Genomic DNA, 14,221 nt, shown 5'->3' on the forward strand with positions numbered 1-14,221 from the left:
CAAATCATCCACACAAATCTTTAGCGGGGCAAAGCCCCTGGTTGTTTAAGGGAAGTAATAGATTGGAAAAAGTAAAACAGAATAATTATATTTAATCATTGTCTGAAAACGGGGAAGGTTACACACTCTCTGCATCTTTCTCCTTACTTGAATAGCGATATCTTTTTTTCGAAAAGGTGCGTAAAGAGGTATCACCGAAAGGATAATATTCTTCTCTATCTATGATGATTCCGTAACAGTCATGTTATAGAAATACAGGTTGTGCAGATAAGTGGTCTGAATGGCAGTTGCCCGCTCGATCAAAAGGGTATATTGTAAAAAATCAATCTCACCGCTTTCATACGATTTGGAAGCACTCGTGAAAGTCTCTGCGGCTAATTTCTCTCCGGTTTCCCTGTAATATCGAATTCCATCCAAATAAGTTTCTGCATCCGCAAGCAGCGATTGATAATCTGCCAGTAAACGGATGCGGTAATCGGCGTATTCGTCTTCACGTACAAGCAGTTCTGTTTTAGCAGCAGTAATACGTGCTTTATCGGCACCAAAGAATAAAGGAATTGCCAAACCCGCTTGCATTCCCAGGTAACGGGTCGTTCCGGTTCCATTGTTTGTTCCCTGGAAAATGCCGAACTTCAAATCGGGCAGCAGCGCCTGTTTGTTTAATTTCAGGGATTGCTCAGCCAGTAGGGAGTTTAGCTGCATGTAATTTAAAGCCGGATTCGAAGCGGTATCAAGTCCCTGAATCAGCATGGGTTGCAATTCTTCTAACTGAGCCGTGTACAAGCTGTCGGATTGAATCCATTTATTGAACTGAATGATTGCGCGCTCCTCGTTCAACCTGCTCTGATTCAACTGAATCCCGATTTCCTGTTGTTTGGTTTGAGCCGTTAATGCCTCCAGTGAATTAGACTCTCCGGCTTCCAGCTTACGCGTGGCTGCTGAAGAGAAATGCTTGTAAATGCTATCTAAATACGTGTAGTTTTTAACCATTGCGCGCCAGAACAAAATGGATTGATAAGCAGTGGTGACTTCTTTTCGCAGGCGCAATTCCGTTTGCCCGGCAACCGAACGCGCTATCTGTTCTTTCGTCTGCAAAGTGGCTCTTTGCATACCATAATAACCCGGTAGTTTGACTGTTTGGCTAATTCCGAAAACATGCAGTGCCCGATTATTCGGAGCAATGTTGTTTTGATCAAAACTGTAATAGACATCTGTTTTTCCGGGATCAAAAGCGGTCTTTCCCAATTGATGACTTACCAGTACTTGATTGTTATTGGCTTTCAATTGATGATTGCGTTGAAGACTTAAGTCGATTGCTTGTTTCAGCGAAACAGGAGTGTGTTGTGCATTTCCTGCAAGCGGAATAAAAAACAGCATGCCGATGATTCCAAGGGTTTTCAACTCGTGATTTGCCGGTTTTAAGGGCTTCGTTTTTTTATCAAACAACGCATAGAGAACCGGAAGCACGACCAGAGTAAGCAAAGTTGCTGTAATCAATCCTCCGATAACAACTGTAGCCAAAGGGCGTTGCACTTCCGCACCGGCGTTGGTTGAAACAGCCATCGGAAGAAAACCGAGAGCCGCTGCTGCTGCTGTTAATAATACCGGTCTCAATCGTTGTTGTGTTCCCTGCAAAATACGTTTATTGATATTGGTCACTCCGTGTTCCTTGAGTTCTTTGAATTGCTCAATCAACACGATTCCGTTCAGTACCGCAATTCCAAAAAGAGCAATAAAACCTACTCCCGCAGAAATACTGAAAGGTAAATTCCTGAAATACAGGAAGAGTACTCCTCCTACTGCGGAAAGCGGAATGGCGCTATAAATCATCAATGCTTCTTTGATTGAGTTGAAAGCAAAGTACAATAGGAGGAAAATCAATACCAGGGCAATCGGTACGGCAACCATCAGGCGATTCCTTGCTGAACGGAGGTTTTCGAATTGTCCGCCGTAGTCAACTGAATAACCCGCAGGTAATTTGATCTTGGAACCGATGATTTGCTGTACGTCTTTCACGACCGATTCCAAATCGCGATTCCGGACATTGACCCCGATTACAATCCGTCTCTTGGTGTTGTCGCGGGAGATTTTTGCCGGACCTTTTGTATAGGTGATTTCGGCAAATTCGCTGAAAGGCAGACTGGTTCCGTCAGGTAGCAGAATCGAAGTGGTTTGCAAATGAGACAGATCCTTCCGATGAGCTTTGTCAAAGCGAACTACCAGGTCGAATTGTTTTTCACCTTCGAAAACCATCCCGGTAGTATATCCTCCGAAGCCCGTTGTCAGAATTTTATTCAACTCGGCAATATTCAACCCGTATTTTGCAATTTTTGCGCGATCGTATCTGACACTCATTTGAGGAAGTCCTGCTACTTTTTCAACCGAAATATCCGAAGCACCGGGTACTTTGCGGATCGCCCGTTCTACTTCCAGGGCTTTCTGGTAAAGAACATCCATATTTTCTCCGAAAATCTTGATAGCCAAATCTGCCCGTACACCGGTTACCAGCTCATTAAAACGCATTTCTATCGGTTGAGTAAATTCATAATCAATCCCGGGAATATCCATCAGGGCTTGTTTGAATGCATCGGTTAATTCGTCTTTCGAGTGTGCCGTAACCCATTCACTTTTCGGTTTCAGTTTCACGATCACGTCACTTTCTTCCATCGACATCGGATCTGTTGGGATTTCAGCTGCACCGATACGTGAAACAACTTGTTCCACCTCCGGGAATGACCGCAGGATCTGTTCCATTTGGGTCGTTGTTTCGATGGTTTTGGAAAGAGATGTCCCGGTCTTCAATATGGGCTGAATCACTAAGTCACCTTCATCCAGCGTTGGAACAAATTCGCCGCCCATTCTTCCGAATAAGAAGAATACCAGGATTAACAAGACCGAAGCACTTCCCAAAACGATCTTTTTATTTCGCAAAGCCCAAACGATCAGCGGTCTATAGATACCTTCCAGGAATCGAATCAGCCGGTTGGAAATGTTTTTCTTTTCCGGGTTGGAAGGCTTTAGGAATAAAGCAGCCATTACAGGAACATAGGTGAAACAAAAGATCATGGCTCCGATCAGCGCAAAACAAAATACCAATGCCATCGGACGGAACATTTTCCCTTCTACATTGATCAGGGAAAGAATCGGAATGAATACGATGATAATGATGATTTGCCCGAAAATGGCGGAACGCATCATTTTAGTAGTCCCTAAGAAGGTGATCTTGTCGATGAATCCACGGCGCTCTTCCCGTGGAAGTGTTTGGATGATTCCTCGCTCGGAAGTGATCTTGTATGCAATGAATTCTACAATGATCACGGCTCCGTCGATGATGATCCCGAAATCAATTGCCCCGAGGCTCATCAGGTTGGCATCTACTCCGAACAGATACATAAGTGTCAATGCAAAGAATAAACACAAGGGGATCACGGAAGCGACCACCAAACCGGAACGCACATTTCCTAACAGTAAGATCACAACAAAAATAACGATCAGGCACCCTAACACCAGGTTTTCTCCCACTGTAAAGGTTGTTTTGGCAATCAGTTCACTGCGTTCAAGAAAGGGGTTGATCCGGATTCCTTTGGGCAGTCCTCCTTGTATTTCAGCAACACGATGTTTCACTGCATCAATCACTTTTTTGGAATCGGCTCCTTTTAGCATCATGACCTGTCCCAGCACCTTCTCACCTTGTCCGTTTGCGGTAATTGCACCGAAACGATTCGCCGCACCATAACCTACGGTTGCTACATCGCGGATATAAACAGGAATTCCGTCCCGATTGGAAACAACTACGTTGCGAATGTCCTCCAGCGAGCTTGTCAGTCCTTCTCCCCGGATAAAATAGCTTTCATTACCTTTTTCAATGTAGCTTCCCCCGGCAACACTGTTATTGTTTTCCAGGGCAGTAAACACTTCCGAGACGGAAATGCCCATGGAACGCAACCGTTCCGGGTTAATCGCCACTTCGTATTGTTTCAGGTTTCCTCCCCAGGTGTTTACTTCTACTACCCCGGGAATGCCGGAAAGCTGTCGTCTGACAATCCAGTCTTGGATCGTTCTCAAGTCAGTAATTGAATATCGGTCACGGTATGTAGAATCCACATCAATGGTATATTGGTAGATTTCTCCCAAACCTGTTGTGATCGGTCCCATAAATGGCTTCCCAAACCCTGCCGGGATTTTCTCTTCAGCACTTTTAATCTTCTCTGCAATCAATTGTCTGGGTAGGTAAGTCCCCATTTCATCGTCGAAGATGATCGTCACAACCGACAGTCCGAATTTTGAAATCGACCGGATTTCCTTCACATTCGGAAGATTCGCCATTTCCAGTTCGACGGGGTAGGTCAGAAATTTTTCCACATCCTGGGTGGCAAGGTTTCTGGAAGTAGTGATGACCTGAACCTGGTTATTGGTAATGTCCGGAACTGCTCCGATAGGGATATTCATCAACGAGTAAATACCTGATCCTACAATTGCTGCTGTAAAAAGGATGACAACTAGTTTGTGCCGGATACTGTATTGAATGATTTTTTCTAACATGTGGATGACCTTTGGTATCTGGCATCAAAAGTAGAATGGGTTTCTAAAGGCTTTCTTAGGACTTTCTTAAGATCTCCTTAAAATAGATCTTTACCGACGTTCCTTGATCCAATTCACTTGAGATCGTGATGGTTGCACCAATTTTAGCAGCTGCTTTACCGGCGATTGAAAGCCCTAGGCCGGTCCCGTTGATTTCCTTGTGATTAAGGGCATCGGAACGAAAAAACGGGTTGAATAATTGGGGAATATCTTCGGGTCGTATTCCAATTCCTGAATCAGTTATTTCACAATAGATTCCACCTTTCTCTTCAAAAGTCCGGATAAGAATTTGCCCTCCTTGTTTGGAATACTTGATGGCATTTCCAACAATGTTATCCAGGATCAGGCGACCGTAAAAACGGTGAATAGAGACAGAACCGTCGCAATTATCCTGTTTAATGATCTGTAATTCTTTAGCAATAATGTCTGGATGCCTGTGTGCCAATACTTCTGCCAGCAGTAAGTCCATTTCAACGGATGTATTGATCGTGAGTTCCGGGTTAGTATCAAAACGGGCAATTTCCAATAATTGGTCGATTACCGCAGTCATTCGGTCTATTTCCTTCAGGGAATATTGAATTTTTGATTCGTATTCTTCCTGGTCACGTGGTTTTCGGATCAGCACCTCTAAAGTTCCCCTTAAAACAGCAAGCGGAGTCCTCAATTCATGGGAAGCATCCGAAGTAAATTGCTGTTCCCGGTGCACGGCATCTTCTATGCGATCCAACAGGCTATTGATCGAATAAGACAAATCGTATAACTCATCTTTACTTGCCGGAAGCGTTACCCTTTCATTCAAATTGGTACGGGTAATCCTGTTTGTTGTCTCACTGATTGCAACAACCGGAACAATACTTTTTCCTGCCAGATAAGAGGTAATAAAGAACAAACCGATCAGAATAACTGGAAATAGTATCATCAGAACAGTCCCCAGGTTTTTGAGCACGGTTAAAGAAGCATCCATCGACATCGCAGCTACGATAAATCCTTTTACAGATCCGTTCCGGATGATTGGAATTTGTACCTGGCGTATATTTCGTCGGTTCAATTGGGTATTGAAATGCCGGTCGTTTGCTTGTTCCTGTTGGAATACAAGGTGTTGCCCTTTTAAATTTGGTGATTTTGCGAGCAGGTTTCCGTTTCGGTCAACAATCTGAATAAAAACCGGATTTACCTGAACTTCCTGGTGTTCTGCTTCTTCCATTTCTTTCTCGTTGATAAAACGGATAGAACGGGATGTTAATTCGACCTCAGCGAGGTGTTTATAAGATTCAAACGTTAAATCTTTGTCCAGGTTGGTATAGATTGTTTCCCTTACAATGAAATAAACCGTCCCGAATACAATGAGGATAACCAAAGCCGTAGCCAGCATAAAACGGGTTGCTATTCTCCTTCTGAAACTCATCATTCTTTGGCAATGTATCCGACCCCGCGAATGGTTTGAATGTAGTTTTCATGTTCTCCGAGTTGCAATTTTTTCCGGAGAGCATTGATATACACATCGATGACACCGGTATTGTATTCAAAATGAATATCCCAGACACTTTCAATGATTCGGGTTCTAGTACAAACCATTCCTTTGTTCCGGATCAGCATTTCCAGCAAAGCAAATTCTTTTTGAGTCAACGTGATTTCGGTTCCGTTTTTAAATACGGTATGGGCTGATAAATCAATCGTTAACGGTCCGAGCGTCAGCTGATTGGTCTCTCCGGATTTCGGACGCAACTGTACGCGGATACGTTCTAACAATTCCTCGAAATGAAAAGGTTTCTTAATATAGTCGTTTGCTCCGTTCTGTAACCCGAAAATAGTTTCCTGAAGCGTATCTTTAGCTGTCAGAAAAATAATCGGTGTGGTTTTAAAATGTTTTCGGAATTCCGTGCAAATTTCAATGCCGCTTTTCCCCGGAATCATCCAATCCAGGAGCAGCAGGTCGTATTCGCCTGAAAGCGCCAGATCCAGTCCCTCATTGCCCGTATGACATACATCCACGGCAAAAGACTCTTCTTCCAATCCCTGTTTCAGGAAATTGGCAATACCGATCTCATCTTCAACGACTAATAACCTCATGCTGCAAAGATTTAAAAAATATACCAGTCGTTCAATAGTCAATTCTTAAAGTTTGCTTAAGAATTCAAACCGATTGTTTTCTGCTTTATTTCCAGGCAATTATTTTCAATCGTCTGACAAATCTGATCTATACTAACAGATGTTGCAGACTCCGAAAAGGGTTCGCCGAACAAATTGGCCAATTTATTAACTGTTAAAAAGACGGTGCTTATGATCACCATGATTGGAATCGCGAGTAACTCCAAATTGCTTTTTTCTCCCCCTAAGTCAATATCCCCAATAAATAAGGGAATTAACAAGATGTATACGGTAACAATAATCCGCGTGAAAGCGCTGTAAATCATCAAAAACGGGGTGTTTTTAATTCGCTCCGCTTTCCCCTGAATTTCATAGAAACGATTCATGTGTTGCATCAAATCGTTTTTTTCGAGTCCCGCTTTCGGAGAAAAATCACCTTCAATTATTTGAGTTATTGCTACTAGTAACTCATTGGAGACTTTATTCTTCAGATTGATACCGTACTTGCTAAAAAACGCAACTGTTTCCTCTTCAAAAGAAGGTTCCTTTTGATTGTGCATTTCTCGTTTAAGTTGACGGACATATTCAATGGTGAGTGAAATTAGATCACTCGCTTTTTGACCTGTTGGACCGTCCGATGAGTTCGTAACGTTATTCTCATTTCCATAATAGACATAAATCTTTGTCACAAAACTTCGGGTATTATTGGTCAGTTCCCCGAATATTTTTCGTGCTTCCCACCAGCGGTCATAAGCAGAATTCATTCTGAATCCCAGGAAAAATGCAATCGCCAATCCGAAGACAGAGCCTATTTGAGTTGGAATTTGGTAAATCTGATCTCCTGCAAATTCTTCTATCCCCAGAATAATGCCGGCATAAATGCAAGAAAAAAGCAGGTAGGGAACTGCTATTTTTAACAGGTGTTTAACTCCTTGGCTTTCTGTTACGATCATCCTGTTTTCATTGATGAGATTCATCTGAGGTGGCAGCACTATTTTCACGGATTTCCGTATGACGAATTTCACCTCCGGAAGTACCGGTTTGCTTTGCGAAGAACAACACGGCGAACGAACAAATCAAAATAACAAAACTTGCCGGTTTGGAGAGCGGCTTTTGTTTCCAGCTAAGCCAAAGTGAAACCAATGAAAGTAATCCAAGACCATAAGATAATAAGGCAAATAGTTCCGCTTTTTCTTCGTGTTCGTGAATGAACTTGCCTGAAATCCCTTTGATCTCTTCGACCACTTCTTCTGCTCCTTCACCGCTCGACATCGCCAAAAGGGTAGTAATGGAACCTAAAATAAAAACAAAATAACCGGTTCGTTTAATCGCTTCGGAACGGGAAAGAACTCCTGTCAACAAAACAATTGCTCCGACCAGCGGAAAGATTAACGGTAAATGATTTACCACCAAATGAAAATGTGCACCATTCATAATAATCCAATTTTAAGTTATTAAACATTCACCCCGAAGAGATAACCTACTAATGCGGACAAACCCATCGCCAGCGTTCCCCAAATAGTAATTCTCAAGACAGCCTTCGGTACTTTTGAACCACCTGTTCTTGCCGAAATTATTCCCAAGATAGCCAGGAACAAGATGGTAAAACCATATAGCCAATATTCCATAACTTGAACTGGAGCAAACAAAACAACCAATAACGGTAAAGCTCCTCCGATTGAAAACGCTCCGCACGATGCCATGGCTGCCTGTATTGGTTTGGCTTGACTTACCTCATTTATTCCTAATTCATCTCTTACATGAGCATCCAGCGCATTGTGCTCCGTCAACTCCATAGCAACCTGCATAGCGGTTTCCTTTTTTAATCCTCTCTTTTCATAAATCTGAGCTAAAATATTCAATTCCTGTTCCGGCATTTCCTTCAGTTCTACAATTTCCCGTTCAATATCTGCCTTTTCGGTATCGGTTTGAGAACTTACAGAAACATATTCGCCGGCAGCCATAGATAAAGCTCCGGCTACCAAACCGGCTACAGCTGCCAAAACAATAGGTCCTCTTGAGTCACTTGCTGTTGCAACTCCTATTGCAAGACTGGATAATGAAATAATCCCATCATTTGCACCCAAAACAGTTGCTCTTAACCAATTACTGCGATGAATAAAGTGATTATCCAAATAGTTGTCAATTGTCAGTAATTCAGATTTCTTTTTCATAATTTCTGCAAATTCATGAATGATAGGGTTACTCCATATCTTCCTTAGCTATATTTAGCTGATTTCTAACATTACGTTTTAAATTGGAAAAGGAATTTAATATGCAAGGATATCCGGAATAAATCATTTCTACAATGATATAAATCAGTTAGTTTATTCAATTTCCGACTTCAAAGCGATTATTAGTTAGATGTTGAACTTTTCGAATCTACGAAGTGTTAAAATTCAAATCGAAAGGAAAATGATCCCTATTTGATTTCATGTTGTTTAAACTCCTTCACAAAGCCTATTTCAAATTAATACTTAAGTAAAATGCAAGAAGGAACAGTAAAACTCTTCAATGAGACAAAAGGCTTTGGTTTCATTAACGATGTTAGCACAGGAGGTAAACTTCAATTTGGAAGAAGGTCCGAAAGGATTCAATGCAGTGAACGGTTTCCCCCTTTTTTGTGCTTCATTTTTGACACGACGAGAAGTTTGTGCCGATATTATTTTCAACGCAGGAAATGATCGTCGGTAAGTTGTGTCCCCGCTGCTAAAAAAGAAGGCTGTCCAAACGATCAGCCTTCCGTTACCGTTCTCTCATTTACTGAAATCCCAATAAGAGGGATAATAATAAGGCAATTCCTCTGCGATTAATCACCCGCATGATTTTCTTCCGAAAGGACGAATCAAAAAAATATTTCAGGATATATTCCATAGGTATAAGTTACGAAATTCAGATGAGTTATACCAATGATTAAACGAACAAATCTCCGAAGCTCCGATCTTTCAATAGTGATTACGGTTTCTTTTTGATTCGCGTTAAATTGTAGGTGACGCTCACAAACCAGCCATAATTCACCGCATCCACTTTTGGAACTTCGGTCATTCCGCTTTCAAGAGGGATATCTGCTTTATTTCCATCGCTTGAAACCCTGCTTGACAGTTTATACGATTTACCCATAATTCCCCCGGTAGAAAGGCTGATCGTATTTCGGGTTCCGAAGGATCCACTGATACCCAAAACAAAGCCTGTATTGGCATCAAAGGTTGAAACCGAAACTCCTGCAGTTGGTCCGAAGGTGAAATTTCTGCTTAGTCTCCAGTTCGCATGTAACAAAGCCATCACGCTCAAATCAGCATCGCGGCCATTTTCTTTATGGATGTAGGGAGAACCGTTATTTGCCATGGAATAAGTTGGTTTTACCAAAGAATTCACTCCAATCCCCGTAGAGAAATCGATTTTGAAAACACCGGTTCTGTAGATGTCAGTTGAGTAATTACAAATCGTATCAGTCGGATCAAATCGATTTATTACAATAATTTGCAAAGTAGTTACTTCTTTCTCCGGGAAGTGGATATCCGATTTTGCGTAATTTTTCGGTGCTTCTTTTGCGAAGGAAATAATATAGCTAAGCAGTTTTGGATAGTTTTTGGAGTTTAATTTATTTATTACACCTTCCATACTGGCTAACGTTTGAACATACTCAAACTTACTGTTGGGAGACTCCGCGTTGAACTCTTTAAGAGCATTATAGAGTCCTTTAACATAAAAAATATCGTTTTGAAATTCATTTAATTCTTCCGAATAATCGGTTGATTTAAAACCTAGATCTTTTAATCCTTTTTCTGAAGCATCCTTTATTAAAGTCATCTCATCTAACTTTATATCTTTAATAGTATTCGGATATTCATCAATAAATCGAATTATTTTATTCAATTTTTCTACAAGATCTGCTTCTTGAATAGAAGAATCTTTAAAATCTACCAAAGCCCTAAATCGTTTGTCCTCAAATAGTGCTTTATCAGACAAAGTGATGCTTTCGAGTCCGTGGAGATACTGCTCCAGAATTGCTGGTGGTTCCGTCTCCCAGTCAAAATCATTGAACTTAAACTGTACTTTGTATAGGGCTGTATTGAAATCATCTAAACGAATCAGGTAATTACTTTTATGATTTACAGATTGATTACTTAGCCCTGTAATTCGTTTGTGGGTAAATTTTCCTGGAATTGAGTCGTATGTTATCTTTTGTCCCTGTGAAAGAAAGGCAAGTATTGAAAAGATAATGGCAAGATTAATGCCACTAAAGGATTGATTGAATAAATCGTACTTTTTCCCGATTATTATCGGTTTGTTTTCAATTGTTTTCATAAGTCGCTGTTTTTCAGTAAATAATTGCGACAAAGATTTTCTTTTTTCGAACATTCAAAAAGAGCCCTTCCCACAAAACCTCCCCGTATTTTTCCCGGTCCTGTTTTGCAGGAAGTCCCTGCTTAAAAACTTGCGCATAAAGGATTTAATGTGGAGTTTTGCACTTAAACTTAAATTATGATATTATGTCTAGACCAACACCAATTACTCAGCTAGTAGCTAAATTTCCTTTTTTGAATGGGATGGGAAATGAGTTTCTTTTAGATATGGAACCGGCAGTGGTTCCTACTACAAATCCAATGCCCCAGATCGTTGATTTTCGCTCGCATTTTAAATGGAAGGATAATAACTATCTGGACGTTATTGCGATGGGGATAAAAAATACGGCTTTGAAAGACCTGTATCAAAAAGCATCAAGTAAGTACTCAAATGGAGATGTTTACCTCACTGCTCTGAGAATTCACCACGGTGCTTCTGGTTATTCCCAGGAACTTTTTTTCTCACCTCTGTACTTAAAATCAACGGACGGAGGGGTGAATTTTCAGGTAACTGAACTTGGAAGATATATGTATGATCATCAAAATGAGGTGTTTATTGAAGGAGTTGCTTCGGGAGTTGATATAGAATACAGAACAAATATTTATGTTAAACCAACTCTTGCGGGTTCATTTGGAAATTTTTCGTCTGGAGCTGATGTTGAATCTGTAACTTATCCTTTTCAAACCATCTATACTATGATTTTTGATAGTTTGACATATAATGAAAACTATGTGACAATCACCAATGCTTTACCAAAGGACAAAGCCACTGGAAATCTGTTGATCAAGCATTCTCTGTTACTCATGGCTGCTGAAACGGAAATTGGAGCTATATATCCAACCTTTCACGGGAATTATGCCAATCGTTCGCATTTATGCCCTCCAGGGTGCAGAATAATCAGTGACCTGGATAAAGCATAAGCCTGTAAATAGTATATTAGCATGTCACTCGATTACATTCATACCGACATGCTTACGCTTTTCACTGAAATCTCATGTATCTCATTGGCCCTCTTTTTTGGAATCCTTGCTTTTCGCAAGATGGACCGGTTTTTCCGGGTGCTTCTGCTGCAAGTAATGGTCTGGAGTTTGTTTTACGCATGTTCACACGTCATTACTAGCTACCAGCACGCGCATCATTTACCCATAAACAATCAGTGGCTCATGAATATTCACATGCTCATTGAAACAGGAATCCTGCTCGCAGCGGCTTGGTGTGTATTGCCGAAAATGCTTCGAACACCGCTGGTAATCGGAGCATTTTCTCTTTTCCTGCTCGTTTTTGGAGTGCAGGGCAGCGGTCAGGGATTCGGAACTTACCTCAATTATGCAGACGTGACTGCCTGTATCGGAATTACACTGGTTTTTTCAGTGGTCCTTTACAACTTCGGACAAACCACAAGTACTGCATTCTGGAAGTCACCTGAGAAATGGGCATGTTTGGGTATCCTGCTCTATTTTGCCTGCAGCGTGCCTTATGTTTCCATGATGAATTACCTGGAACGCACAAACCCTGCGATCAATACCTTTTTATATTACCTGATCAGTGGTGTACTGGCAAATGTCAGGTATTTCTTATTAGCTCTTGCGTGCTGGATGATCTATCGAAATACTAAAAAACAAACAATCCACCCATGAATGATATTATTCTAAGTATTGTTTCCGCTACACTGCTCATTTTGCTGCTCATCGCCGGAATTACAATTACTTTTTTTATGGCAGGCAGACAACGGATGCGCCAGGAACAAATCCTGACGGAAACAAAACTGGCATTCGAACGCGAATTACGCCTGGTGGAAACGGAGGTCAGTGAACATGTCATGGGACAGTTTGCCAACGAGCTCCACGACAACATCGGGCAGTTGCTCACCGCCATGCATATCGAGATTGAAAACCGGAAATTGGACGATCCGGGCAGCCAGGACGAATTCAAGCCACTGGAAATCTATCTCAATGAAGTGACACAGCAATTACGCTTGTTAAGCAAAACGTTCAATACCGACTTTATCGCCCACAGTGGATTGCTTTCTGCCATTCAGATGGAAGTAAACAGGATGAACAATTTGCGCCGGTTCAAAGTTCACTTGGAAGCCGGAAACTTCGTATCGGTTTTGAAAAAAGAGGAGGAATTGATGGTGTTCCGGATTTTCCAGGAAATCCTTCAAAATGTGATGAAGCATTCCGGGGCAAAGAATGTATCCATTCATCTGAAAACTGATTCCGACCTGTTTCAACTCGAAATCAGGGATGACGGAAAGGGGTTTGATTACCAGGAAGTACTGAAACAAAATAAAGGTTCGGGTCTTCGGAATATCCTGAAACGGGCTGCCCTGGCACAGCTGGATTGCGAAATTCAAACAAAATCAGGCGAAGGAACGTGCTTTATTCTGAAAAAATCGCCACATTAGGATGATTTTAACGCACCGCTGCTCATGAAAAACCGAAGTATTGTTCTGATTGACGACCACACCATTGTACGGAACGGTTTAAAAGAACTCATCGAAAAATTAGGCCCTTACTCCGTAACGGCACAGTTTGATTCCGGGAATGCATTCCTGGAGAATTTCCCTGTGCTTCAGAAACCCGACCTGGTCATTGTCGATTTAAACATGCCCGGAATGAGTGGGTTCGAATTGGTGGAACACATAATGACTTTGGAACAAGCACAAAAAATCCTCATTTTAACCCTGGATAGTGATGAACAAACCATTATACGCCTGTTCCGGAACGGGGTTCGCGGATTCCTGAAAAAGAATTGCAGCGCGGAAATGCTGAAAAATGCATTGGATTCCATCCTGGCAACAGGTTATTACCACAATGAATTCCTGGCCCTCTCTTTAAGAACGGAAGTCGAAACAACCCGGCTTTCCGAAAAAGAACGGATCCTGGCTCAACTGACTGACCGGGAACGCGAATTTCTCAAATGGGTGTGCCACGAATACGAATATACCTACGACCAGATTGCGGATCAAATGCAGGTAAGTTCACGCACGGTGGATGGCTACCGGGAAGCAATCTTCGATAAGTTCGCCATCAAATCCAAAACCGGATTGGTACTCTTTGTCCTGAAGCATCAGTTGTTTGATGAGCTCTGAAAGGTTGAACGCATCCTGTTCCCCGTAAATCCTTTACGACCTGCATCACTATTTTTGTATTCGAATCACGGAATCAAAAAAAACAATTAATTTTCAGTCATTACCTTAAAC

General features: G+C 41.6%; 12 protein-coding genes. 5 read left to right on the forward strand and 7 right to left on the reverse strand.

Going from position 1 to position 14,221, the window contains the following annotated elements; all coding sequences use genetic code 11:
• Positions 1–219: 219 nt before the first annotated feature.
• Genes FO442_RS06375 through FO442_RS06400 form a run of 6 tightly spaced genes read right to left on the reverse strand, consistent with a single transcriptional unit; the run spans position 220 to position 8,843 of the window.
• Positions 220–4,542: a CusA/CzcA family heavy metal efflux RND transporter gene (locus FO442_RS06375; protein WP_144332332.1), complete on the reverse strand. Its 4,323-nt coding sequence runs from the start codon at positions 4,540–4,542 to the stop codon at positions 220–222.
• A 55-nt stretch (positions 4,543–4,597) separates the two neighbouring features.
• Entirely contained in the window at positions 4,598–5,989 is a 1,392-nt protein-coding gene (locus FO442_RS06380; protein WP_144332333.1) for a sensor histidine kinase, read from the reverse strand.
• Entirely contained in the window at positions 5,986–6,651 is a 666-nt protein-coding gene (locus FO442_RS06385; protein WP_144332334.1) for a response regulator transcription factor, read from the reverse strand. Before FO442_RS06385 ends, FO442_RS06380 begins: the two co-directional genes overlap by 4 nt.
• Positions 6,652–6,707: 56 nt before the next feature.
• Positions 6,708–7,670 carry a bestrophin family protein gene (locus tag FO442_RS06390; protein ID WP_246073826.1) on the reverse strand — a complete coding sequence of 321 codons (963 nt, stop codon included), beginning with the start codon at positions 7,668–7,670 and terminating at the stop codon, positions 6,708–6,710.
• Positions 7,630–8,103: a hypothetical protein gene (locus FO442_RS06395; protein ID WP_144332335.1), complete on the reverse strand. Its 474-nt coding sequence runs from the start codon at positions 8,101–8,103 to the stop codon at positions 7,630–7,632. The genes FO442_RS06390 and FO442_RS06395 overlap by 41 nt, the downstream gene beginning before the upstream one ends.
• Positions 8,104–8,123: 20 nt before the next feature.
• Positions 8,124–8,843 carry a VIT1/CCC1 transporter family protein gene (locus FO442_RS06400; RefSeq protein WP_144332336.1) on the reverse strand — a complete coding sequence of 240 codons (720 nt, stop codon included), beginning with the start codon at positions 8,841–8,843 and terminating at the stop codon, positions 8,124–8,126.
• Positions 8,844–9,183: 340 nt separating this feature from the next.
• Here FO442_RS06400 and FO442_RS19035 point away from each other — a divergent pair, with 340 nt between their 5' ends.
• Positions 9,184–9,363, forward strand: coding sequence for a hypothetical protein (locus FO442_RS19035; protein ID WP_425460001.1), 180 nt, complete (start codon positions 9,184–9,186; stop codon positions 9,361–9,363).
• 261 nt (positions 9,364–9,624) lie between these two features.
• Here the strand turns inward: FO442_RS19035 and FO442_RS06410 are convergent, their stop codons facing one another.
• Positions 9,625–10,977, reverse strand: a complete 1,353-nt coding sequence (locus tag FO442_RS06410; RefSeq protein ID WP_144332337.1) for a hypothetical protein — start codon at positions 10,975–10,977, stop codon at positions 9,625–9,627.
• A 185-nt stretch (positions 10,978–11,162) separates the two neighbouring features.
• Here FO442_RS06410 and FO442_RS06415 point away from each other — a divergent pair, with 185 nt between their 5' ends.
• The 4 genes from FO442_RS06415 to FO442_RS06430 are packed head-to-tail and all read left to right on the forward strand — an operon-like array spanning position 11,163 to position 14,110.
• Positions 11,163–11,936 carry a hypothetical protein gene (locus FO442_RS06415; protein WP_144332338.1) on the forward strand — a complete coding sequence of 258 codons (774 nt, stop codon included), beginning with the start codon at positions 11,163–11,165 and terminating at the stop codon, positions 11,934–11,936.
• A 21-nt stretch (positions 11,937–11,957) separates the two neighbouring features.
• Positions 11,958–12,653: a hypothetical protein gene (locus FO442_RS06420; protein WP_144332339.1), complete on the forward strand. Its 696-nt coding sequence runs from the start codon at positions 11,958–11,960 to the stop codon at positions 12,651–12,653.
• The gene (locus tag FO442_RS06425) at positions 12,650–13,423 is read left to right on the forward strand and encodes a sensor histidine kinase (protein ID WP_144332340.1); all 774 of its coding nucleotides are present in this window, start codon (positions 12,650–12,652) and stop codon (positions 13,421–13,423) included. Before FO442_RS06420 ends, FO442_RS06425 begins: the two co-directional genes overlap by 4 nt.
• 24 nt (positions 13,424–13,447) lie before the next feature.
• A complete protein-coding gene (locus tag FO442_RS06430; RefSeq protein WP_144332341.1) occupies positions 13,448–14,110 on the forward strand; it encodes a response regulator transcription factor in 663 nt (220 codons plus the stop codon).
• Positions 14,111–14,221: the final 111 nt, after the last annotated feature.

The sequence above is a fragment of the Fluviicola chungangensis genome (genome assembly GCF_007558725.1).
Lineage (GTDB): Bacteria > Bacteroidota > Bacteroidia > Flavobacteriales_D > Crocinitomicaceae > Fluviicola > Fluviicola chungangensis.

Excerpts from the sequence above, each read along its gene's own strand:
- FO442_RS06375 (WP_144332332.1), bottom strand. The coding sequence starts at position 4,542 with ATGTTAGAAAAAATCATTCAATACAGTATCCGGCACAAACTAGTTGTC.
- FO442_RS06380 (WP_144332333.1), bottom strand. The coding sequence starts at position 5,989 with ATGATGAGTTTCAGAAGGAGAATAGCAACCCGTTTTATGCTGGCTACG.
- FO442_RS06385 (WP_144332334.1), bottom strand. The coding sequence starts at position 6,651 with ATGAGGTTATTAGTCGTTGAAGATGAGATCGGTATTGCCAATTTCCTG.
- FO442_RS06395 (WP_144332335.1), bottom strand. The coding sequence starts at position 8,103 with ATGAATGGTGCACATTTTCATTTGGTGGTAAATCATTTACCGTTAATC.
- FO442_RS06400 (WP_144332336.1), bottom strand. The coding sequence starts at position 8,843 with ATGAAAAAGAAATCTGAATTACTGACAATTGACAACTATTTGGATAAT.
- FO442_RS19035 (WP_425460001.1), top strand. The coding sequence starts at position 9,184 with ATGAGACAAAAGGCTTTGGTTTCATTAACGATGTTAGCACAGGAGGTA.
- FO442_RS06410 (WP_144332337.1), bottom strand. The coding sequence starts at position 10,977 with ATGAAAACAATTGAAAACAAACCGATAATAATCGGGAAAAAGTACGAT.
- FO442_RS06415 (WP_144332338.1), top strand. The coding sequence starts at position 11,163 with ATGTCTAGACCAACACCAATTACTCAGCTAGTAGCTAAATTTCCTTTT.
- FO442_RS06420 (WP_144332339.1), top strand. The coding sequence starts at position 11,958 with ATGTCACTCGATTACATTCATACCGACATGCTTACGCTTTTCACTGAA.
- FO442_RS06425 (WP_144332340.1), top strand. The coding sequence starts at position 12,650 with ATGAATGATATTATTCTAAGTATTGTTTCCGCTACACTGCTCATTTTG.
- FO442_RS06430 (WP_144332341.1), top strand. The coding sequence starts at position 13,448 with ATGAAAAACCGAAGTATTGTTCTGATTGACGACCACACCATTGTACGG.